Origin of the sequence: Pseudomonas congelans (assembly GCF_900103225.1) — a bacterium.
Taxonomy (GTDB): domain Bacteria; phylum Pseudomonadota; class Gammaproteobacteria; order Pseudomonadales; family Pseudomonadaceae; genus Aquipseudomonas; species Aquipseudomonas congelans.
Genome location: NZ_FNJH01000003.1, coordinates 1 through 22,513, shown reverse-complemented (window position 1 = coordinate 22,513; position 22,513 = coordinate 1). Strand labels below are relative to the sequence as shown.

The window sequence follows — 22,513 nt, the reverse complement described above, 5'->3', positions numbered from 1 at the left end:
AACGGAGTGTCCGATGACCGCTTTTTCTACTGTCTATACATTGCATCTGCTGGCTGCCCTGGTGTGGGTTGGCGGCATGTTTTTCGCCTGGATGGTGTTGCGCCCGGCAGTCATTGCAGCACTTGAAGGCCCTTCTCGCCTGAAAGTGTGGGTCCAGGTGTTTCCGCGCTTCTTCGTTTGGGTCTGGGCTGCGGTGGTGCTGCTGCCGATAACCGGCATCGGCATGATTCAGCTCAACTTCACCGGCTTTGAAACCGCGCCGCGTTATGTGCAGATCATGATGGGCCTGTACGTCGTCATGGTTGCGCTGTTTTTGCGTATCCAGTCATTGCAACTGCCGGAGCTGCGTCGTGCCGTGGAAGCCGAACAGTGGGCCGAGGGCGCGGCAACATTGGGCCATATCCGCCGTCTGGTCGGCATCAACCTGATTATCGGCCTGGCCGTGGTCATGCTCGCGGCGGCGCGTCCGGGCCTTTGAGGTAAAACGGAACATCGCGGGGCACTGGCAGTGACACCGCGCACGGCTTGCGGGCAGTTTCCTGCCCGATCGGTCATCTTCTGTACCTGATATCCAAGGCATTCAACACCTTGAAGCACTTTGGCATGAGCTGTGCAAACGTTTGCGATCAGCAGTACGCGCCCACGAAAAGGAGCTTCAATGCCACAGCCGCCATTCACTCGACCCGTAACGCCCTCAAGATTCCTCATGCCTCTGCTGTTCGCCGCCGCTGCGGCGTTGCCATGTACCAGCGTCCTGGCACAGCCCGCCGCTGCCGAAGACTCGGCGCAAGGCGAAGCACTCAGCCCGCCCGCCTCGCCCAAGGAAGGTCAAGGCGCGTATTTTTCAGACTGGTTCAATCAGGACCTGACGCTGATCGGCAGCAAGGACATCAGCTTCGGCCCCAAACCCAACGATGACATCTACCTGGAGTACGAATACTTCGGCCGCAAAGGACCGTTCGAGCTGTATGGCTATGTCGACGTACCGAAGATCCTCGGCATCGGCAATGATAATGACAAGGGCGTCTGGGACCATGGCTCGCCGCTGTTCATGGAACACGAGCCACGTGTCTCGATCGACTACCTCGCCGGGCGCAGTCTGGCCATCGGGCCGTTCAAGGAATGGTACGTTGCTTTCGACTGGATCTATGACCACGGCAGCAATACGGCGAACAGGGCCAACACCCTGTACAGCGGTCTGGGCACCGACATCGACACCCACTCGCGGGTCAATCTGTCGGCCAACTTCTATGGCCGCTATCAGTGGGAGAACTACGGTGCCAGCAACGAGTATTCGTGGGATGGCTATCGCGCCCAGCTCAAATACATCGTACCGATCAGCACCTTCGACAACGGCGCCTCGTTGACCTACATAGGCTTTACCAACTTCGATTTCGGGTCGGACCTGAAAAACGATCCGGCACGCACCGGCAACTCCACGGTTGCCACCAATGTGCTTCTTTACGCCTTCACGCACCTGCGCTTCACCTTGGTTGGCCGCTACTTCCACAACGGCGGCAACTGGCAGGACGGCAGCGAGCTGAACTTCGGCGATGGCAACTTCCGCGCGCGCTCCGACGGTTGGGGCTATTACGCAGGCGTGGGTTACCAGTTCTGAACCTTATTATGACGACAGGAGTTTTCATGAAACACACGACTCGCAACACCCTCTGCGCCACGCTGGCAGTGCTCAGCCCTGCTGTCTGGGCGGCTACCGCGCCAGTTGCACCGGTCACCCCCAAGGTCATGCTGGTCGCCATGTTTGCGCCCGAAGCACAAAACTGGATTGACCGGCTGCACCTGACCAAGGAGATCCAGGTGCCCGGTCTTGCCGCCGAGTACCCGGCCATTCGCTGCAATGATCAGGATGTCTGCCTGCTGGTCACCGGCATGGGCCAGACCAACGCTGCTGCATCGACCCTGGCGCTGGCCCTGTCGCCGCAATTCGACCTGCGCAAGACTTACTTCATCGTCGCCGGCATTGCTGGCATCAACCCGCACCACGGCACGCTCGGCACCACTGCCTGGGCGCATTATCTGGTGGAGTTCGGCACGCAGTGGGAAATCGACTCCCGCGATGTGCCCAAGGACTGGCCGACCGGTTATCTGGGCATCAACACCAAAGGCCCGAACGAGAAGCCGCCGCTGGACTACAAGACCGAAGTCTTCGAGCTCAACCCCAAGCTGCAGGCCAAGGCGTTTGCCCTGTCGCACAAGGTGTCGCTCAGCGAGAGCAAGGAGTCCGCAGCCTGGCGCGTCAAATACCCTTATGCACCTGCCAACCAGCCGCCGCAGGTAACGCAATGCGACACCGTGGCAGGCAATACCTGGTTTTCCGGGACGCGTCTGAGCGAGCGTGCGGAAGTCTGGACCAAGCTGCTGACCGACGGCAAGGGCGTGTACTGCACCACCCAGCAGGAGGACAACTCTACCTACGAGGCTCTGTTGCGCGCGAGCAAAGCAGGCAAGGTCGATGTCAATCGCCTGGCCGTCGTCCGCGCGGGCTCCGACTTCGATCGTCCGTATCCGGGTTACAGCGAGGTGGACAACCTGCTCAAGTACGCCGATCAGGGTGCCTTCGTGCCGGCGCTGGAAAACCTCTACCGCACCGGCAACCCGCTGGTGCAGGCCATTGTCGGCGACTGGAAGAGTTGGGAGAAAGGCGTACCGCAATAATGTGATGTGAAGAGCGTCGCGGCTGTCCGGATCATGGCCTTGCACCTGACCCGGACAGGCTCTCGAAGATTACAGACGTTGCAGGATCAACGCCCCTGCCGGTCCCGCAGTACCTGGCAGACCGGGCTCTCCCGCTCTGCCGGCCTTGCCGCCTTCAGCGCGGTAGACGATGCAGCCTTTGGACGCACCGCCCTTCCCTGCCTTGCCGCCTTCGCCACCCTTGCCCGCCGCGCCACCCGCAACATTCACCTTGATGCGCTCGGCCGGATAGCTCTGTGGCAGTTCAAGACGAACCTGCGCGCCCGCAGCGCCGTCATGCCCATTGCCGCCGCTGTCGCCGTTATACCCACGCCCGGCCTGGCCCCAGGTACAGCCCGGCTCTTCACCTGTGCCGCCATCCAGCCCGGCATAGCCTGGGCTGCCGGCGCCACCGCGAGCGTCAATCGACAGTTCTTCAGAATCCAGGCTCTGCAGGCGCAGGGTCAGGTTGCGCCCTGGCCGTGCAGGTTTTTCGAAAGTACCCGGTGCGCCCCGTGCGGTGATCTGGCTGCCGGTGCCGAACTCACCGTGCAGCACGACCATGTTGAACGCCTGCACGCCAGGGACGATGGCAATTCGCGCTTCGTGGCCCAGGACCAGCTCGCCAATCTTCACATCATCGATACCGGCCGGGATCAGCAGAGTGCCGTAGTCGGACACTTCAAGGCGCTCGACCTGCAGAACGCTGCTGTTGCCAGGCAGACGCATCAGCGAGTGCGGTGCAACGATAATTGCCTGGGCCATGGCCAGTGGGCTGAACAATGCCGCCAGCAGAACGAGCTTACGCATGAGAGTGCCCCCTGACCGAACGGCCGATGGATTGAACGTGAAAGATGCCGAACAGGATGATTTTGCCCCGGTCGCGCCACGGATGCCGGCGACCGCGCAGGCTGCCGTTGAACAGAATCAGCTCCAGCAAATGAGTCAACAGCAGCACCGCGCCGGCCATGTCGATCATCACGCCAAACGGGCTGGGCGCCTCGATCGCCGCGTTGACCAGCACCACCAGCCAGAAGCCCAGCATCAATATCTTTCCCAGCCCCCAAAACACCTTCATTGCCTGCCCACCCCTTGTCATGATCCGTTACGAAATTGCAGTCTTCGCATGCTTTTCGTCGCCGCACAGTAGACGTGCTGTACGCCGAATATGCCAGCGGTGTGTTGAAAAAGATCAAGCATAGATCGTTGTCATGTATCTGTGGATGCCCGCCTGAGACTGACGGCTGTTCAGAGCCGGTCCGGCAGGCTAGTCTTGTTCGTCAACCAGAGGACTTTCGATGACCGTCGGCTACTCGAACCGTACGCCCCAACAAGCGCTGGCTGCCCTGCTCGATCGCTATGCGCCGCAACGCCTGCTGTTGATCGGCGCTCAGGCGTTCCCGGCGTTGCAAGCCTTTCAGGAGGCCCACCCGCAGACCGAGGTTGCGCTGGCCGAGCCCGGTGCGCTGCCTGCCCATCTCGCAGCACAACGTTTCGACCTGGCGCTGGTGGTCGATTGCCTTGAGCACATCCCCAAGCGTACCGGCCTGGAGCTGCTGGGTGGTATCCGCAACCTCAACGCCAGTCGCATCGCGGTGCTCGCCGACTTGCAGGCCTGCGGTTGGCAGGAGACCGATTTTTTCTCGCTGGCGCTGCAGTCCAGCGAACGCTTCGCCCGCGACGAGCAGGTGCTGAACCTGTTTACGTACGACCTGCGTGAGTACAAACAGGTGCCCGACTGGCTGAACGCGAAGTACTGGGCCAACCCGGAGAATTTTGGAAAGTATTGGTGGTGACCTATGAGTAGTGCCATTTGCCCATGTGGCAGCGGCGATCTGTTGCTGGCCTGCTGCGGTCGCTATCACGCGGGGCAGCCTGCACCCGGTGCGGAAAAACTGATGCGCTCGCGCTACAGCGCCTATGTGCTGGGGCTGACCGACTACCTGGTGCAAACCACGCTGCCGGTGCAGCAAGGCGGGCTGGACCGTGAGGCCATTGCCCAGTGGAGTGCGCAGAGCACCTGGCTGGGGCTGGAGGTAGAAAGCTCGGAGGTGTTCGGCGGCAAGCCTGAGCATGCGTTCGTGACCTTTACCGCTCGCTGGCACGATGGCAACGGTGAGCACAGTCACAAGGAGCGTTCGTCGTTCGTGCAGAATCAGGGACGCTGGTACTTCATCGACTCCACCGTGCCGTTGAAGGCCGGGCGTAATGATGCGTGTCCGTGTGGCAGTGAGCAGAAGTTCAAGAAGTGCTGCTCGGCTTATGTGGACTGAGCCGCGCCTCTTTGCCTGAGCGGGATCGTGCATGCGTCACACGGCGGTTTTTCTTTGTTAGGTAGATTGGGTTCGGCTCAGGTCACCTTTTCGCCCCTCGGCGAGTTACTTTGATGGGGCCAAAGTAACCAAACCCCCTGGCTCCGTTTCCGGCCCGACTTCGTCGGGTTCCTTCGCCCTGTCACTGATCCGGGGGTCGCCGCAACGGGCCATCCATGGCCCGGTGCGGCTAGCCTGGCGTCCTGCCAGGCTACCCCCGGATCAGCGCCAGGACTCAGCCGTCACTTACGTCGCACTCTGCGTCGTCTGTGCCATCGTGGTAGAAAAGCGCTTTTGCAGCAGTGGCTGCGGTTTTGACTATCGTTCCCATGCTCCGCGTGGGCATGCAGTTCGTGACGCTCTGCGTCACACAGCGGTCTGGCTCGCCTCAAAACTCCAGTTGCGCCGAGAACGCGACGGTGCGTGGGTCGCCCAGGTAGCTGCTGTTGAGCCAGTATTCCTTGTTGGTCAGGTTGCTGACGTTGACGCGCAGGGTCAGGTCGTTTTCCGAAAGGCGCAGGCGGTAGCGGGCTCCGGCGTCGAAGGTGGTGAAGGACGGCAGGTCGTTTTCGTTGCTTTGGTCGGTGTATTGCTTGCCGGTGTAGAACGCCCCGCCGGTCATGGCCAGGCCTGGTACCTGGTTGATGTCGTATTCGGCGTAGACCTTGGCCAGTTGCTTGGCGACGTTGGTCGGTACGTTGCCTTCATCCGCCGCGACGCCGGTTTTCTTGATCTTCGGGTCGAGCAAGGTAAAGCCGCCAACCAGTGTCAGCTCAGGGATGACCTTGCCTGTCACACTGAACTCCAGGCCGTTGTTTTCCTGACGTCCGTCAACCACGTAAATATTGCCACCCGTGGTGTAGCCATTAGGCTTTTCGATGTTGAACAGCGCCAGGGTCAACAGTGTTTCACCCAGCGTCGCCTTGGCGCCGATTTCGTATTGCTCGCTGATTTCAGGCGCAAACGCCTGGCCGGCATTGAGCGTACCGCTAGGCGCAACGCCGCCTGATTGGAGGCCTTCTATATAGGTGGCGTAGGTGGTCAGCCACGGCAGCGGCTTATAGACCAGCGAGATGTTCGGCGAGGTCTTGCTCTCGTTGTAGGTGGTCTCGGTTTCGGCGGAACCGAACGCCTTGGCATAAACGAACTCGTTGGCGTAGGTTTTGATCTGCGTGTTGGTCACACCCAGAATCGTTGACCATTGTTCGTTGAAGGTGATGACGTCACCGATCAGGATGTTATTGCTTTCCGAACTGTTGGCCAGGCGCTGGTCGCCATGCCCGATCGAGTACGCAGGCTTGCCAACCTGAGGTGTCTGGTCCAGCGGTATCGTGCCCACTGGCGAGGCGTATTGCGGGCCGGGCTGATCGGGTGTGTAGGGAATGTGATCCTCGTACTGTTTCTGGCGCGAGGTATTACCCTGATAGCCAACGGTAACCTTGTGACCGAGAAAACCGGTGTCGAACGCCGCATCGAGGAACAACGAGCCGGTCTTTTCTTCGGTTTCAATCGGAGCGAAGGCATACAGCGGCTGCGAGTAAAGGCCCGCGCTGTAGACCGTCGGCCCGGTGTAGGTGTTCTCCGAGGTGTACTGCTGGGCAGCGAAGGCCGCGCGCAAGGTGAAGGTGTCGTTCAAGCGCCACTTGGCGCGCACGCCGGCCTTGTCGGACTCATAATCGGAAAACGACCACTTCTGGCTGTAGAGCTTGTCGTTGTCCAGCGAGGCCGCACTGGGGCGCAGGGACTGGTCACCGAAATACCAGTAACTGGTCAGGCCGCGAATTTCGGTCTTCTTGTGCGAGGCGTCGAACTGCACCAGCAGGTCGTCGGACACGTTCCAGTCCAGCGCCAGGGAAATCATCTCGCGACGACGCTTGTTCAGATCGACGGCCGTATCACCATCCTGGGTCAGCACATTGAGGCGATAGGCAAACTTGCCTTCACTGTCGATCGGCCCGCCGAAGTCACCGTGCAGGTAGTAATTCTCACCCCCGGCATTGCCCAGCGTGACGCTGTTGTAGCGTTGATAGGTCGGGCGCTTGAGCACGTAGTTGACCAGCCCGCCCGGCGAGGCTGGACCATACAGGAAGCCGGTCAGACCGGTGATGACTTCCAACTGCTCCATCTCTTCCATGTAGTTGCTGCCGTCGGCACCGTTGGTGAACCGCAGGCCATCATTGGCGATGTTCAGGCTGCCGGCGCTGCTGAAACCACGGATGTTGACGGCACTGGCATAACCGGCGCTGGTCGGCGAGTACATCTGGGTAAACGGGTTGTGCTTGATGACATCGTCCAGCGAGGTCGCCTGGATGTTTTTCAGCAACGCCTGAGGCGTGACGCTGATGGAGTAAGGCGTGTCCTGCAGCCTCATGCCACCCAGCGCACCGACGTTGCTGACGTTCTCGCTGCGATAACCTGCCGCTTCCGAACCTTCGAGGGGCGTGCTGTTGGCGTTGATGTTCACGTCCGACAGGTTCAAGGCGTTCTGTTCCATGAACATCAGCGTGTAGGTCCCGGCGCTGCTCTGCACCAGTTGCAGGCCGCTGCCACGCAGCGCCTCGCGCAAGGCCGTCGCCGCGTCGAAATTGCCTTTCACTGCAGAGCTGGTTTTGCCGGCGACCAGTGCCGGGTCAAGACTCAGTGCCAGACCGCCCTGGCTGGAGATCTGATTCAGCGTAGTCGCCATCGGACCTGCGGGCAGATCATAGGCAACCACGCTGGCCTGCTGCGCCGCCATCGACAGCGGGCTGGTCAGAGGCGTGCAAAGGGCAATCGCCACGGCCAACAGACTGGGACGCAGAAGGGTGTCTAACGAACGGGACATCGGGCAACTCCTGATGGAATACTTCTCAATGCCTGTTAGCCGCACGAACGCTCGAAAGTAACAGGGCTGATTGAAAATAATTCCGTTTCAGGATTCAGCGGGCTCGCAGCGTCACTCCGGGACGATCCGCAGGTGCGACGTATCGGGAGCCTCCTGCGGCTCGGGCTTTTCGACCTGCCCCATGTCGCTGCCCGCCGGGGCCAGGCTCAGACGCGAGAGATCCAGCAGCGGCGCAGCAGGCTGAGGCCTGTCGGGCAGCAACTCGACGCCTGCCTCTGCAACCGAGTAATCCGGCGCATCGACGTCCACAAAAGCCGCCATGTAAGCGTCGCGCGGTTTGATCTGCAGACGCCCCGGACTGACCGAGGTCTTGCGCAACCAGGTCGGTGCGTCGGGCGGCGGCGCCAGTTCGACCTCTTCCATGGGCGGTGGCGTATTCATTTCCAGCACACGCACCAGTGCGCCTGCGCGCTCGAGGGTGGCGCGATATTTCTCTGCGGTTACTGCGTCGAGATTGTTTTTCAGAACCAGCCGGCGTCCCGAGAACAGGAGGTCCAGACGTTCGGCATCCGCATTGAACAGCTTGCCAAGGTTGGCCCTTACCTTCTCGGGTTGTGCTCCGGCAACCAGTTCGGCGCTGAAGACAATTTCGTAGAGATTCATGAAAGAAGACACCGATATGCACGTCAGTAAAAGTATGGCGAAGCGTCAGACAGCGCAACAAGCGCGTTGCCCTTGAACGTCGAGTTGGTAGACTCGGGCGTCAAAGGGAGCACATCCATGTTTTTTCAGGCGCACATTACAAGAATCATAAGCCTTGCGTTGATCCTGTTCGGGCTCGGCGGATGCTCGCTCCTGAGTTTTGACCGCGCTCAGGAGCCGGAAGTGCATTTGCTGAAGGTCCAGGTGGTCAAGGCGAGGCTGACACAGCAGGATTTCAAGCTGTACTTCGAAGTCGACAACCCCAACGAAGACAGCTTGCTGGTGCGTGGCCTGAAGTACAAGATCACGCTCAATGACATGGTCCTTGTCGATGACACGTTCAGCGACTGGTTTGTCGTCGACGGCAATAGCCGCAAAACCTTTGTGGTGCCGATTCGCACCAACCTCTGGCGCTACGCACGGTACATCGCTCAACTGCTGAAAAAGCCTGATGAGCCGATCCATTATCGACTGGACGGCAAGCTCAAGACCGGCATTGTGTTCAGGCACAACGTCCGCATCGGCACGTCAGGCGATGTGCTGCCGGAAGACCTGATCCAACGCCGATGATCATTCCAGCCTATCCGCCCAGCTTGCCCTTGATCAGTTCCAGAAGAAACTTCCAGATGTCCGCGGCCCACAATGCCCGGTTGACGGCACTGATCAGCGCGCCACCGAAGGACCCCAGCAGAAAGCCCACGCCGGTGGTGTTGCGCGGATCTGCCACGCCCAGATAATCACTGGCGATGCCGGTGAGGAATACTGCACAGGCCACCCCGGTTACCAAGAAAACCAGCCAGGCACGCCAGTCAAGCAGACCTGCCTTATGCCACCAGCCAGAAATGATCGCACCCACCAGACCGGCGACCAGCCACTCGCCTCTGTCTGCCAAACCATTCAACATATCCATCGCTTCTGACTCCGTTCAAGAAATACAGCCGTTCACGAACACAGAAAAATTCAGACACTGGGGGGGCCTTCCGGGGATCGCTGCGGTCCCGACACCGTGCAAAAACCGAAAAATTAAGCATACTTAAAATAATGAGCAAACGTATGCCATCAACCCTCCGCGCTATCGGGCGAGCAGCAGAGGCTTGAAGTCAGTTATCGATGTAGCGCTGCCAGCCGATCCTTACCGAACCGTCTGGCTGGCGGTCAATCTCGATGCCTTCGGTCTCTTCGATTTCCTGCAGCACCACGTTCCAGCTGTCCACGGGCTCATCATCACGGCGGGCGACGATGACACACTGGGTCTTTTGAACATTCGGCGCAGATACCAGCCGTTGAATGCGCTTGCCGATCTGCTCGTAGGAAGACCTGCCTGTCGATCCATTATCATTGCCGGCCATGACAGCCTCCGAGGCATAACTGTATATAAATACAGTATTCCAGCTGTAGGAACCTCGCAAGCATTTCGTGGGACGTTTCCTGACGGGCACCTTTGGCGAAAACGTCAGCAAGCCTTGTTACGCAAGGCTTACAGCTTGCCGGTCATCCTCACGGCTACGCCGATAATGCGACAGTCGGCACCGCATTCGATCATTTTGTACGCCGGGTTCAGGGGCTTCAGGTAGCGTGTGCCGCCATCCTCGACCAGCTTCTTGAATGTCGCCTCGTTGCTGGCGGGCAGCTTGGCGATCACCAGCCTGCCGGGCTGCACGTCGGCCTCCGTGTCCACCAGAATCATCATCCCCTCCGGCACGCTGACGCCGGTGGGCGCGGTCATCGAATCGCCTTTGACCTCCAGCCAAAACGCCGGCCCCTTGGAGTCGTAGTCGGAGATTTCATAGCGATCGGAAAAGCCGTCGGGATAAGGCTGGACTGCCTCTTCCCAGGAACCCGCCGACACCCAGCTGATCACCGGATAGCGGAAGGACATGTTCGGCTGATCGATCAGCGCAACGTTGGCGTCGAAGGCAGGCGTTTTTTCCGGCCCCTCGCCAATCGCCAGCCATTCGGCACGAAAGCCCGTGGCACGGGCCAGTGCGTAAAGGTTTTCCGGCCGCAGGCTTTTGCTTTCGCCGCTGATCCACTGGGTAACGGCAGAGTTGGCAACGCCGCACTGTGCAGCAATTTCACCTTTCTTCAGGCCACTGGCGGCGATGGCCCTGGCGATACGTTCCTGTCGGGTCATGAGTCGGCTCTGCACATGGAAATAAGGAACGCTGAAAAACGCTCGAACAAAACTAAGCATACTTAAAAAATGACGTTGTGCGAACTGTAATATGCCGATACTGCTTGGCCATGATTTGCGGGATAATGCGCGCCAGATTTAATTGCGGAGTAAAACCGATGAACCAGCAAGACCATGTGCATGGCCCCGATTGCAACCATGATCACGATCACCACGACCACCAGCACGGCCATGTACACGGCCCGAACTGCGGTCATGCCCACCAGGAGCCGGTGCGCAATACCCTTAAAGATGTCGGTCGTAACGATCCTTGCCCGTGCGGCAGCGACAAGAAATTCAAGAAATGCCACGGCGCGTAAGGCGCGGAGCATTCTGAAAACGGCCTGCAATGCAGGCCGTTTTCATTTGTAGGCGGCAGGTGAGCAAGGTAAAACATGGGGTTTCGGTCACCCACATGGAGCGCTCAATGATCGACCTGCATTACTGGACCACGCCCAACGGGCACAAAATCACACTGTTTCTGGAAGAGGCAGGCCTGCCCTACACGATCTTTCCGGTGAACATCGGCAACAACGAGCAATTCAAAGCTGAATTCCTGAAAATCGCCCCCAACAACCGCATCCCGGCGATTGTCGATCACCGGCCCGCTGACGGCGGCGCACCGCTGAGCCTGTTCGAGTCAGGCGCCATTCTGCTGTACCTGGCCGAGAAAACCGGGCAATTCATCCCGCAGGATCTGCGTGGCCGCCAGGAAGTGTCGCAATGGCTGTTCTGGCAAATGGGCGGACTCGGTCCGATGGCGGGGCAGAATCATCACTTCAATCGTTTCGCCAAGGAAAAAATCCCCTACGCGATCGAGCGCTACGTCAACGAAACCGCGCGACTGTATGGCGTACTGGACAAGCGTCTGGCCGATCGCGAGTTCGTAGCGGGTGACGAGTACAGCATCGCCGACATGGCGATCTACCCGTGGATCGTGCCGCACACCTATCAACAACAGAACCTGGACGACTTCCCGCACCTCAAGCGCTGGTTCGACAGCATCGCCGGTCGAGAAGCGACTCAACGTGCGTATGCGCTGGTCGAGAAGATCAATCCGTCGAAGCCTTGAGTCACCTGGACTGAAATGTCGACTCTCGTGCCCATGCCGAGCAATGGCACGAGAGGCGTCTGGCCACTTCTGCAAAATCCTGAAATAAACTCGCCCTCCCCGCTTGCGCGCTGACGGGCTGCTCTCTAACGTAGCGGCTTTTGTACGTTACCCCTCCAGGAGCTTGCCCATGGCCTCGCCAGCCCTTCGTCATTTTCTACCCCGATTCGGCGCTGCCGCCGCTGCGGCGAGCTTCCTGAGCCTTGCCGGCTGCCAGTTGGGCGGCGGCGATCCCGAGACCGTGCTGCCTGTTTCCGGGACGTTCCCGCTCAAAGGGCTGGCGCAGAACGTTTCCGTGCGCCGCAACACGATGGGTATGCCGCTGATAGAAAGCAGCAGCTACCACGATGCGCTGTTCACGCTCGGCTACGTTCATGCCGGTGACCGAATCAGTCAGATGCTCGGCATGCGCTTGCTGGCGCAGGGCCGTTTGTCGGAAATGGCCGGCGCCGATGCGCTGGATGTCGACCGTCTGATGCGCTCGGTCAACCTCAAGCAGAACGCCAGCGACCTGTACAACGCTGCGTCGCCGCGCTTGAAGCGCTTCTTCGATGTCTATGCGCGCGGCGTGAACGCCTACCTGTTCCGCTATCGCGACAAGCTGCCTGCGGATATCGCCAGTTCAGGCTACAAGCCGGAATACTGGAAGCCGGAAGACTCGGCGCTGATCTTCAGCCTGCTCAACTTCAGCCTGTCGGTAAACCTGCAGGAAGAGCTGTCGGCGCTGGTCCTGGCGCAGAAAGTCAGCGCGGACAAGCTCGCCTGGCTACTGCCGACCTACCCTGACGAAGAATTACCATTTGCCGAAGCCGACAAGCTCAAAGGCCTGAACCTGAACAATCAGGTCAACGGCCTGAGCGATCTGAACAGAATCGCCCTGCAGCTCTCGGACCTGAACATGCTCGGCGTTGCAGCCTCCAGCAACTGGGCCATCGCGCCACAACGCAGCCGAAACGGCAAGAGTCTGCTGGCCAGTGACATGCAACTGCCTGCCGGGCTCAACTCCGCGTGGAGCTTCGTGCAGATCCGCGCACCGAAATACCAGGTGTCCGGTGTCACCATCGCCGGTATGCCGCTGGTGCTCAGCGGTTTCAACGGCAAACTGGCGTGGAGCATGAGCAACGTCAAGGGTGACAACCAGGACCTGTTTCTGGAGAAGATCAAGCGCGAAGGCAACCGCGTCTCCTATATGGCTGACGGCAAATGGCTGCCAGCGGCCGCTCACCAGGAAACCTTCCTGGTCAAGGGCGGCAGCCCGCTGCGCGAAACCGTGTACGAAACGCGCCACGGCGCGCTGCTCAATGCATCGGCTACCCCGCCCGGCAACGGTTTGAGCCTGGCGCTGCAAGTCCCGAACTTCAAGGACGACAAAAGCCTGGATGCGTTCTTCGATCTGTCCCGTGCGCCTAACGTCGAGAAAGCCTTCGATACCAGCCGCGAGATTCGGGCGATCACCTTGAACATGATTTTTGCCGATGCCTCGAACATTGGCTGGCAGGTCACCGGCCGCTTCCCGAACCGTCGTGAAGGCCAGGGCCTGCTGCCTTCGCCGGGCTGGGATGGGCAATACGACTGGGACGGTTTCGCCGACTCGATGCTTCATCCCTATGATCAGGACCCGCGCCAAGGCTGGCTCGCAGCGGCCAATCAGCGCACGATTCCGAAAGGCTACGGCATGCAGCTTTCCAACTCGTGGGGCTACCCGGAGCGCGCCGAGCGGATTGCCGAACTGGCCAACGGCGGCAAGCAGGACCTGCGTAGCACCATCGCCATGCAATACGACCAGACCACGACGTTCGCCGCCAAGCTCAAGACCATGTTCCAGGCGCCAGGCATGAGCAAGCCGCTCAAGCAGGCCATTGATGCCCTGCCTGAAGCCGAGCGCAACAAGGCCCGCGAAGCGTTCACGCGCCTGATGGCGTTTGACGGCAAGCTCAGTGCTACTTCAGCTGACGCGGCGCTGTACGAGCTGTTTCTGCAGGAAAGCGCCAAGCAGATTTTCCTTGATGAGTTGGGTCCGGAAACCAGCCCTGCTTGGCAGGCACTGGTTGCCAATGCCAGCTCATCCTACTCACCACAGGCCGACCACCTGCTGGGCCGCGATGACAGCCCGTACTGGGATGACGTCAAAACGCCGCAGAAGGAAGACAAACCGGCCATCCTTGCGCGCAGCCTGGCGGCCGCCATCACCAGCGGCGACAGCCTGTTGGGCAGCGATCACAAGGCCTGGCAATGGGGCAAGCTGCACCGTGACAACTGGGCCTCGACCAGCCCGCTGGCCAAGCAGTTGGGTGGCGGCGAGTTCAACCGCGGCGCCACGCCAGCGGGTGGTGATCACACGACGCTGAACGTGTCCGGCTTCGAGTGGGGCAAAGGCTTCGACGCACGCATGGCGCCCGGTCTGCGCATGATCGTCGACTTCAGCCTGGTCGAACCGATGACCGGCCTGATCAGCACCGGCCAATCCGACAACCCGGCAAGCCCGTATTACGCCAACAGCATCGAGCCGTGGCAGAAAGGCCAGTACCAGTCGATTCCGGTGCAACAACAGAACTACGAAAAGGGCTACGGCAAGCAACGCCTGACGCTGACGCCGGGCAAGTAAGCACCGAAAATCGGACGCAGAGGGAGCATGGGCACGATGGTGTCTTCAGGACACCTATCGTTCCCACGCTCCAGCGTGGTAATGCAGTTTGTGAAGCTCTGCGTCACACGGCGGTTTTTCTTTGTCAGGTAGATTGGGGTTCGGCTTGAGTCATCAATGTCCGGGAAAAACACCATCGTGCATAAAAGCGCTTTTCTGTCGCGATGGCACTGACGACGCAGAGTGCGACGTAAGTGACGGCTGAGTCCTGGCGCTGATCCGGGGGTAGCCTGGCAGGACGCCAGGCTAGCCGCACCGGGCCATGGATGGCCCGTTGCGGCGCCCCCCGGATCAGTGTCAGGACGAAGGAACCCGACGCAGTCGGGCCGGAAACGGAGCTTGGGGGTTTGCCTACTTTGGCCCCATCAAAGTAGGTCGCCGAGGGGCGAAAAGGTGACGTGAGCCGAACCTCAATCCACCTGACATCGCAGAACCCCTGTGTGACGCGGAGCGTCACGAACTGCATTCCCACGCGGAGCATGGGAACGATAGTCAGAGGCGAAAAGGTGACCTTGAGTCGAGCCCTAATTCACCTGCTGTCGCACCTCACGCTCCGCAGCGCTCACGCAAACTCCCCGAACTTCCAGATCCTTCCCGGCTCATAGCTAACAAGCCCATCCATACGGTTGCCCCATGGATCTTGTCGTTGCTCGCCCCGAAGGTTTGTATTGCCCACCCGGTGATTTCTATATCGATCCATGGCGTCCGGTCGAACGGGCAGTCATCACCCATGCGCATGGCGACCATGCCCGTACCGGCAATGAGCATTACCTGTCGGCGGCCAGTGGCGAGGGCATTCTGCGTTCGCGCCTTGGGCAGGACATTAATCTGCAGACCCTGGAATACGGCGAAACCATCACCCATCACGGGGTGAAGCTGAGCCTGCATCCGGCCGGGCATGTGTTGGGGTCGGCGCAGGTGCGGCTGGAGTACCAAGGCGAGGTGTGGGTTGCTTCCGGCGATTACAAAGTCGAGCCGGACGGCACCTGTGCCGCTTTCGAGCCGGTGCGCTGCCATACCTTTATTACCGAATCGACCTTCGGCCTGCCGATCTATCGCTGGGCGCCGCAAGCGCAGATCTTCGAAGGCATCAACCAGTGGTGGCGTGCCAATGCGGCCCAAGGCAAGGCCAGCGTGTTGTTCGCTTACTCGTTCGGCAAGGCCCAGCGCATCCTGCACGGTATCGACGCGCAGATCGGACCGATTCTGGTCCACGGTGCCGTCGAGCCGCTGAACCGCGTGTATCGCGAAGGCGGCATCTACATCCCGGAAACCCAGTACGCCGGGGATTTCAAAAAAACCGACCCAGCGCTGCGCCAGGCGTTGATCCTCGCCCCACCTTCGGCAGGTGGCAGCAGCTGGATGAAGCGCTTTGGCGAATACAGCGATGCGTTTGCCAGCGGCTGGATGATGCTGCGCGGCACACGACGCCGGCGCGGTGTAGATCGCGGTTTTGTGTTGTCCGATCACGCCGACTGGCCGGGCCTGCTCTGGGCTGTCGAACAGACCGGTGCCGAGCGCGTCATGGTGACCCACGGTTCGGTCGGCATACTGGTGCGTTACCTGCGTGAACTGGGCCTGGACGCACAGGGCTTCAGCACCGAATACGGCGATGAAGAAGACAGCAACCCGGCAGCCAGCGAACCCGAAGCGGCAAGCACGGGCGAGGCTCAGTCATGAAAGCCTTCGCTGAACTCTACGCGCAGCTGGACGCTACCACTTCAAGCAACGCCAAACTCGCCGCAATGCGCGACTACTTCGAAAAGGCAGCAGCAGAGGACGCCGCCTGGGCGGTGTACTTTCTGTCAGGCGGACGCCCACGGCAATTGGTACCCACCCGTGTGCTGCGCGAACAGGCAATGACCCTGGCAAATCTGCCGGAATGGCTGTTCGAAGAAAGCTATCAGGCGGTCGGTGACCTGGCGGAAACCCTGTCGCTCTTGCTGCCCCAAGCCGACCACAGTAACGACGAAGGCCTGGCCACCTGGATGGAGGACAAGCTGTTGCCATTGCGCGGCCTGCCGCCTGAAGAACTCGCCGAGCGGCTGCCGCTGTTCTGGTCGCAACTGGACCGCAGCAGTCTGATGGTGTGCATCAAGCTTATCACCGGCAGTTTCCGGGTCGGCGTGTCCAAGCTGTTGGTCACCCGTGCGCTGGCAGCGCTGGCTGACATCGACAGCAAACGCGTCGCACAACGACTGGTGGGTTACACCGACTTGTCGCACCGGCCCAGCGCCGAGCGCTATTTGAAGCTGATCGCGCCTGAGTCCGAAGACGAGCACGCTCAACGTGGCGGCCAGCCCTACCCGTTTTTTCTCGCCCACTCCCTGCAACAGCCCGCCGACCAGTTCGAGGACTTGCTCGGTCCGGCGCAGAACTGGCAGGTGGAATGGAAGTGGGACGGCATTCGCGCGCAACTGGTCAAACGTGACGGACGCTTGTGGATCTGGTCGCGCGGCGAAGAACTGGTGACCGACCGTTTTCCCGAACTGCACAGCCTGGTGCAGTGCCTGCCGGACGGCACGGTGATCGACGGCGAAATCGTAGTCTGGAAAGCCCCCGATGCGAACCCGGATGCCGATGCGGAGTTTGCCTTGAACAGCGATGCTCCTGCGGCTGCGCCCTCGGTTCAACCGTTCGCCCTGCTGCAACAGCGGATAGGCCGGAAGACGCTCGGCAAAAAGATTCTTGCCGACGTTCCGGTCGTGGTGCTCGCCTATGACCTGCTTGAGTGGCAAGGCGATGACTGGCGCAGTCGCCCGCAACATGAACGCCGCTCGCAACTGGAAGCCTTGATCGAAACCTGCCAAAGCGAGGTGCTGATGCCTTCCCCGGTGCTCGCTGGCAAGGACTGGCTCGATCTGGCCACCCAGCGCGAAGCCTCTCGCAGCCTGGGCGTCGAGGGCATGATGCTCAAGGCTCGCGACTCGCTGTATGGCGTCGGTCGCACCAAGGACATGGGGGTGTGGTGGAAATGGAAAATCGACCCGTTCAGTGTAGACGCCGTGCTGATTTACGCGCAACGCGGCCACGGGCGACGCGCCAGCCTGTACAGCGATTACACCTTTGCGGTGTGGGACGGCCCGCCTGAAGCCAGTGAGCGCACGCTGGTGCCGTTCGCCAAGGCCTACTCGGGACTGACCGATGAAGAAATGCGCAAGGTCGACGCCATCGTTCGCAAGACGACGGTGGAGAAATTCGGGCCGGTCAGCAGCGTAACCCCGACGCTGGTGTTCGAGTTGGGCTTTGAAGGCATCGCTCTGTCGAAGCGTCACAAAAGCGGCATCGCGGTGCGTTTCCCGCGCATGCTGCGCTGGCGGCAGGACAAGCCGGTAGCCGAAGCCGACAGTCTGGCAACGCTGCAGGACCTGCTGAACTAGGGCACCAAAAAGGCGCAAGCAAAACACCGTGCACCTTTTTGAAACACCGAATGGTGAATTATCCTGCCTACCTGTAGGAAACTTCCCGATTCGTTACCAATCTTCCGCTCTGCCCCACCTTAAAAAACACCTTGCCCAAGGCCGGGCGATGAGCAGCAGTCCCGTAAGCGCGCATGGGCGGCCAATTGCCAGCCGTTTATACGAAATAGCGACAACGCCTTACATTTCAAACGCACGTTCATCGCTCTGGTTCGGAAATTGCTACCTTCTGCCAGTCTGGCACTCGCCGGTAGCACGCTTCGCGTATTCCCAACGCCCCATTTAAGGTTTTAAGGACTGAACAATGAAAAAAGCATGGCTGACTCTTTCTGCACTGGCTCTGTGCATCGCCGCCGGTAACACCATGGCCAAGGAATACAAGGAACTGCGCTTCGGCGTCGATCCATCTTACGCACCGTTCGAATCCAAAGCGGCCGATGGCAGCCTGGTCGGCTTCGATATCGATCTGGGCAACGCGATCTGCAAAGAGCTGAAAGTCACCTGCAAATGGGTCGAAAGCGACTTCGACGGCATGATCCCCGGCCTCAAGGCACGTAAATTCGACGGCGTTATCTCCTCGATGACCGTGACCCCTGCCCGCGAAAAAGTCATCGACTTCTCCAGCGAACTGTTCTCCGGCCCGACCTCGCTGGTGTTCAAGAAAGGTGCAGGCTTTACCGCCGACCCGGCCAGCCTGAAAGGCAAGACTGTGGGCTATGAGCAAGGCACTATCCAGGAAGCCTACGCCAAGGCGGTACTGGACAAGGCCGGTGTATCCACCAAGGCCTATGCCAACCAGGACCAGGTTTACGCTGACCTGACTTCGGGCCGTCTGGACGCTTCTATCCAGGACATGCTGCAGGCCGAACTGGGCTTCCTCAAATCGCCAGCCGGCGCTGACTACGAAGTCAGCAAGCCTATAGACAGCGAACTGCTGCCTGCCAAGACCGCCATCGGTATTGCCAAGGGCAACAAGGAACTAAAAGCGCTGCTGGATAAAGGCATCAAGGCAATGCACGACGACGGCACCTACGCTGAAATCCAGAAAAAACACTTTGGCGACCTGAACCTCTACAGCGGTAAATAACACCCCGACGCCCATCGATTTCGGCGATCATTCGTCGCCCGATCGGTGGGCGTTTTTGTTGGTAACAAGGCCTATCCATGCTCGATGCACTCATGCAAAACCTGGGACTCTCGGCATTCAGCCTGAAGGGCTTTGGCCCGCTGTTGCTGGAAGGCACCTGGATGACCGTCAAACTGGCTGTGCTGTCGCTTGCTCTGAGCATTTTGCTCGGGCTGATCGGGGCCAGCGCCAAACTGTCGAGCTCCGCGCTGCTGCGCGTGCCGGCGCAGATTTATACGACACTGATCCGTGGTGTTCCGGACCTGGTGTTGATGCTGCTGATTTTCTACAGCCTGCAAACCTGGCTCACCATGCTGACCGATGCGATGGAATGGGAATACATCGAGATCAACCCGTTCGGCGCAGGCGTCATCACCCTGGGCTTCATTTATGGTGCGTACTTCACCGAGACGTTTCGCGGCGCGATTCTGTCCGTGCCTCGCGGTCAGGTGGAGGCAGCGACGGCCTATGGGCTGAAACGCGGCCAGCGTTTTCGTTACGTCGTGTTCCCGCAGATGATGCGTTACGCGCTGCCGGGGATCGGCAACAACTGGCAGGTGCTGCTCAAGGCGACTGCGCTGGTATCGATCATCGGCCTGGCCGATCTGGTCAAGGCGTCACAGGATGCGGGCAAGAGCACCTATCAGTTGTTCTACTTTCTGGTGCTGGCGGCATTGATCTACCTGCTGATCACCAGCGCCTCTAACTTCGCCCTGCGTTGGGCTGAGCGGTATTACGCCGCAGGCAGCCGGGAGGCACAGCGATGATCGAATTGCTGCAGGAATACTGGAAACCCTTCCTTTATACGGATGGCGTCAACGTGACCGGCCTGGCGATGACCATGTGGCTGCTCAGCGCCTCCATCGCCATCGGCTTCTGCGTGTCGATCCCGCTGTCGATTGCGCGGGTGTCGAGAAACCGCTGGGTGCGCTGGCCGGTACAGTTCTACACCTACCTGTTTCGCGGCACGCCCCTCTATATACAGCTGCTGATCTGCTACACCGGCATTTACAGCATTGCTGCAGTGCGTGAACAGCCGATGCTCGATGCGTTCTTTCGCGATGCGATGAACTGCACGATCCTGGCCTTCACCCTGAACACCTGCGCCTACACCACGGAGATCTTTGCCGGGGCGATCCGCAGCATGGCTCACGGCGAAGTCGAGGCGGCCAAAGCCTACGGCCTGACGGGCTGGAAGCTTTACGCCTACGTGATCATGCCGTCGGTGCTGCGCCGCTCTCTGCCGTATTACAGCAACGAAGTGATCCTGATGCTGCACTCGACCACGGTGGCCTTCACTGCCACAGTGCCGGACATCCTGAAAGTGGCGCGGGATGCCAACTCGGCCACCTTCATGACCTTCCAGTCCTTCGGTATCGCCGCTGTCATGTACCTGACCGTGACGTTCATTCTGGTCGGGCTGTTCCGCCTTGCCGAACGCCGCTGGCTGGCCTTTCTCGGCCCGGCCCACTAATCAGGACTGAACATGCGCCATCACACCCATGACTTGCTGTCGCCAGTGCCCGGCACTGGCCGGCAGATCCACAGTTTTCATTACGGTCCGCAAAACGGCTCCGGCAAAGTCTACATACAGGCGTCACTGCATGCCGACGAGCTGCCGGGCATGCTGGTGGCCTGGTACCTGAAGCAGCGTCTGGCCGAACTGGAAAACGCCGGGCGCCTGCTGGGCGAAATCGTTGTGGTGCCCGTGGCCAACCCGATCGGTCTGGAACAGGTGCTGATGGACACCCCGCTGGGCCGCTACGAGCTGGAAAGCGGCCAGAACTTCAATCGCTGGTTCAGCGACCTCGGCACTCAGGTCGGTGATGACATCGAAGCCCGACTGACGGCCGACGCAGAGCACAATCGTGCGTTGGTAAGGCACAGCCTGCTGGCGGCGCTGAATGCCGTACCGGCGACCACCCAGCTGCAGTCGCTGCGCCTGAGCCTGCAGCGCCTGGCCTGCGACGCCGACATGGTGCTGGACCTGCACTGTGATTTCGAGTCGGTCGAACACCTGTACACCACGCCCGAGGCCTGGCCGAAAGTCGAACCGTTATCCCGCTACCTGGGCGCGCAAGCCAGCCTGCTGGCAACCGACTCGGGCGGGCAGTCGTTCGATGAATGCTTCACGCTGGTCTGGTGGCAATTGCAGCAACGCTTTGGCGAGCGCTTTCCGATTCCCATGGGCAGCTTTTCGGTGACCCTGGAGCTGCGCGGACAAGGCGATGTCAACCATGCGCTGGCCAGCCGAGACTGTCAGGCGATCATTCATTACCTGATCGACGCCGGCATCATTGACGGCGATCTGCAGCCGCTGCCCGAACTGCTCTACCCCGCTACGCCACTGGCAGCGGTCGAACCGGTGGCTACGCCGGTCGGCGGCCTGCTGGTGTTCTGCGCGATGCCTGGCGAACACGTCGAGGCCGGCCAGCTGATTGCCGAGGTCATTGACCCGATCAGCGACACCGTGACCTGCATCCATGCCCTCAACGCAGGCCTGCTGTATGCGCGTTCGCTGCGCCGCATGGCGACTGCCGGCATGGTCATTGCGCACATCGCCGGCACCCAGGCCTATCGCAGCGGCTATCTACTTTCTCCTTGAGGACCTGTCATGTACAAACTGACCATCGATGGCCTGCACAAAAGCTATGGCGACAACAAAGTGCTCAAAGGCGTATCGCTCAAGGCCAGCAGCGGTGACGTCATCTGCCTGATCGGCGCCAGTGGCTCCGGCAAGAGCACCTTTTTGCGCTGCATCAACTTCCTCGAACAGCCCAGTGACGGGGCGATGAGCCTGGATGGCAAGCAGGTGCGCATGGTCAGCGACAAGGACGGCATGCGCGTTGCCGACCCGGATGAGCTGCAGCGTATCCGCACGCGGCTGGCGATGGTGTTTCAGCACTTCAACCTGTGGGCGCACATGACCGTGCTGGAAAACATCACCATGGCACCGCGCCGGGTTCTGGGCGTGCCCAAGGCCGAAGCCGAAGCTCGCGCGCGCAAATACCTGGAAAAGGTCGGTCTGCCGGAACGTGTCGCCGATCAGTACCCCGCGTTTCTCTCCGGTGGGCAACAGCAGCGCGTGGCCATCGCCCGCGCACTGGCGATGGAGCCGGAGATCATGCTCTTCGACGAGCCTACCTCCGCGCTGGACCCGGAGCTGGTCGGTGAAGTGCTGAAGGTCATTCAGGGCCTGGCTGAAGAAGGCCGGACGATGATTCTGGTCACCCACGAAATGGGCTTCGCCCGCAAGGTGGCGAGCCAGGTGGTGTTTCTGCACCAGGGCCAGGTCGAAGAATCCGGCCACCCGGATGAAGTCCTCAACAACCCGAAAAGCGAACGTTTGCAGCAGTTCTTGAGCGGCAATCTGAAGTAGCACGGATGGCTGCACGCAAACGTCTGGATCCCCCTCAAATCTCATTCCCACGCTCCAGCGTGGGAATGCACTTCATGACGCTACGCGTCATAAAGAGGACGCAGAGCGTCCAGAACGGCATGCCGACGC

The 22,513-nt window shown here is 60.2% G+C and carries 23 protein-coding genes; 16 read left to right on the top strand and 7 right to left on the bottom strand.

The window, feature by feature from the left end; genetic code table 11:
- Positions 1-13 precede the first annotated feature (13 nt).
- From BLR20_RS11330 to BLR20_RS11320, 3 genes are all read left to right on the top strand, one after another.
- Entirely contained in the window at positions 14-478 is a 465-nt protein-coding gene (locus BLR20_RS11330) for a CopD family protein (protein WP_032614921.1), read from the top strand.
- Between the two features lie 180 nt (positions 479-658).
- Positions 659-1,618, top strand: a complete 960-nt coding sequence (locus BLR20_RS11325; RefSeq protein ID WP_025990976.1) for a nucleoside-specific channel-forming protein Tsx — start codon at positions 659-661, stop codon at positions 1,616-1,618.
- A gap of 26 nt (positions 1,619-1,644) precedes the next feature.
- Complete coding sequence (locus BLR20_RS11320) at positions 1,645-2,676, top strand: purine-nucleoside phosphorylase (RefSeq protein WP_032614919.1); 1,032 nt, start codon at positions 1,645-1,647, stop codon at positions 2,674-2,676.
- 69 nt (positions 2,677-2,745) lie between these two features.
- Here BLR20_RS11320 and BLR20_RS11315 read toward each other — a convergent pair whose 3' ends face one another.
- Complete coding sequence (locus tag BLR20_RS11315; protein ID WP_054994057.1) at positions 2,746-3,504, bottom strand: hypothetical protein; 759 nt, start codon at positions 3,502-3,504, stop codon at positions 2,746-2,748.
- Complete coding sequence (locus tag BLR20_RS11310) at positions 3,497-3,772, bottom strand: DUF1145 domain-containing protein (protein ID WP_010432432.1); 276 nt, start codon at positions 3,770-3,772, stop codon at positions 3,497-3,499. The genes BLR20_RS11315 and BLR20_RS11310 overlap by 8 nt, the downstream gene beginning before the upstream one ends.
- 220 nt (positions 3,773-3,992) lie before the next feature.
- On the opposite strand from BLR20_RS11310, the gene BLR20_RS11305 reads away from it, so the two are divergent.
- Both BLR20_RS11305 and BLR20_RS11300 read left to right on the top strand, forming a co-directional pair.
- Positions 3,993-4,490 (top strand): DUF6231 family protein, encoded by a 498-nt coding sequence (locus BLR20_RS11305; RefSeq protein ID WP_003314411.1) that lies wholly within the window; start codon positions 3,993-3,995, stop codon positions 4,488-4,490.
- A 3-nt stretch (positions 4,491-4,493) separates the two neighbouring features.
- Positions 4,494-4,967 carry a YchJ family protein gene (locus BLR20_RS11300; RefSeq protein ID WP_003314410.1) on the top strand — a complete coding sequence of 158 codons (474 nt, stop codon included), beginning with the start codon at positions 4,494-4,496 and terminating at the stop codon, positions 4,965-4,967.
- Positions 4,968-5,394: 427 nt separating this feature from the next.
- On the opposite strand, the gene BLR20_RS11290 is transcribed toward BLR20_RS11300, so the two are convergent.
- Positions 5,395-7,830 carry a TonB-dependent receptor gene (locus BLR20_RS11290; protein ID WP_054993409.1) on the bottom strand — a complete coding sequence of 812 codons (2,436 nt, stop codon included), beginning with the start codon at positions 7,828-7,830 and terminating at the stop codon, positions 5,395-5,397.
- Positions 7,831-7,941: 111 nt separating this feature from the next.
- The gene (locus tag BLR20_RS11285) at positions 7,942-8,493 is read right to left on the bottom strand and encodes a hypothetical protein (RefSeq protein WP_054993410.1); all 552 of its coding nucleotides are present in this window, start codon (positions 8,491-8,493) and stop codon (positions 7,942-7,944) included.
- Positions 8,494-8,610: 117 nt separating this feature from the next.
- Between BLR20_RS11285 and BLR20_RS11280 the strand changes: the two genes are divergently transcribed.
- Positions 8,611-9,102: an LEA/WHy family protein gene (locus BLR20_RS11280; RefSeq protein ID WP_010428710.1), complete on the top strand. Its 492-nt coding sequence runs from the start codon at positions 8,611-8,613 to the stop codon at positions 9,100-9,102.
- Between the two features lie 10 nt (positions 9,103-9,112).
- Here the strand turns inward: BLR20_RS11280 and BLR20_RS11275 are convergent, their stop codons facing one another.
- The 3 genes from BLR20_RS11275 to BLR20_RS11265 all read right to left on the bottom strand — a co-directional run bounded on the left by BLR20_RS11275 (position 9,113) and on the right by BLR20_RS11265 (position 10,666).
- Positions 9,113-9,442, bottom strand: coding sequence for a hypothetical protein (locus BLR20_RS11275; RefSeq protein ID WP_010428713.1), 330 nt, complete (start codon positions 9,440-9,442; stop codon positions 9,113-9,115).
- A gap of 190 nt (positions 9,443-9,632) precedes the next feature.
- On the bottom strand, positions 9,633-9,881 hold the full coding sequence (locus BLR20_RS11270) for a DUF1654 domain-containing protein (RefSeq protein ID WP_032614912.1): 249 nt from the start codon (positions 9,879-9,881) through the stop codon (positions 9,633-9,635).
- A gap of 128 nt (positions 9,882-10,009) precedes the next feature.
- A complete protein-coding gene (locus BLR20_RS11265) occupies positions 10,010-10,666 on the bottom strand; it encodes a LexA family protein (RefSeq protein WP_032614910.1) in 657 nt (218 codons plus the stop codon).
- Between the two features lie 158 nt (positions 10,667-10,824).
- On the opposite strand from BLR20_RS11265, the gene BLR20_RS11260 reads away from it, so the two are divergent.
- From BLR20_RS11260 to BLR20_RS11210, 10 genes are all read left to right on the top strand, one after another.
- Positions 10,825-11,025, top strand: coding sequence for an SEC-C metal-binding domain-containing protein (locus BLR20_RS11260; protein WP_003402305.1), 201 nt, complete (start codon positions 10,825-10,827; stop codon positions 11,023-11,025).
- A gap of 107 nt (positions 11,026-11,132) precedes the next feature.
- A complete protein-coding gene (locus tag BLR20_RS11255; RefSeq protein ID WP_032614908.1) occupies positions 11,133-11,777 on the top strand; it encodes a glutathione binding-like protein in 645 nt (214 codons plus the stop codon).
- 169 nt (positions 11,778-11,946) lie between these two features.
- Positions 11,947-14,421: a penicillin acylase family protein gene (locus BLR20_RS11250; RefSeq protein ID WP_054993411.1), complete on the top strand. Its 2,475-nt coding sequence runs from the start codon at positions 11,947-11,949 to the stop codon at positions 14,419-14,421.
- Between the two features lie 672 nt (positions 14,422-15,093).
- On the top strand, positions 15,094-16,140 hold the full coding sequence (locus BLR20_RS11240; RefSeq protein ID WP_054993412.1) for a ligase-associated DNA damage response exonuclease: 1,047 nt from the start codon (positions 15,094-15,096) through the stop codon (positions 16,138-16,140).
- Positions 16,137-17,840, top strand: a complete 1,704-nt coding sequence (locus BLR20_RS11235) for an ATP-dependent DNA ligase (RefSeq protein ID WP_054993413.1) — start codon at positions 16,137-16,139, stop codon at positions 17,838-17,840. Before BLR20_RS11240 ends, BLR20_RS11235 begins: the two co-directional genes overlap by 4 nt.
- A gap of 343 nt (positions 17,841-18,183) precedes the next feature.
- Positions 18,184-18,966: a transporter substrate-binding domain-containing protein gene (locus tag BLR20_RS11230; RefSeq protein ID WP_010436860.1), complete on the top strand. Its 783-nt coding sequence runs from the start codon at positions 18,184-18,186 to the stop codon at positions 18,964-18,966.
- 77 nt (positions 18,967-19,043) lie between these two features.
- Positions 19,044-19,772: an ABC transporter permease gene (locus BLR20_RS11225; protein ID WP_003363567.1), complete on the top strand. Its 729-nt coding sequence runs from the start codon at positions 19,044-19,046 to the stop codon at positions 19,770-19,772.
- Entirely contained in the window at positions 19,769-20,479 is a 711-nt protein-coding gene (locus BLR20_RS11220) for an ABC transporter permease (RefSeq protein WP_054993414.1), read from the top strand. The genes BLR20_RS11225 and BLR20_RS11220 overlap by 4 nt, the downstream gene beginning before the upstream one ends.
- A 12-nt stretch (positions 20,480-20,491) precedes the next feature.
- Positions 20,492-21,610 carry a succinylglutamate desuccinylase/aspartoacylase family protein gene (locus BLR20_RS11215; protein ID WP_054993415.1) on the top strand — a complete coding sequence of 373 codons (1,119 nt, stop codon included), beginning with the start codon at positions 20,492-20,494 and terminating at the stop codon, positions 21,608-21,610.
- Positions 21,611-21,619: 9 nt separating this feature from the next.
- Positions 21,620-22,384 (top strand): ABC transporter ATP-binding protein, encoded by a 765-nt coding sequence (locus tag BLR20_RS11210; RefSeq protein WP_010436853.1) that lies wholly within the window; start codon positions 21,620-21,622, stop codon positions 22,382-22,384.
- Positions 22,385-22,513 lie beyond the last annotated feature (129 nt).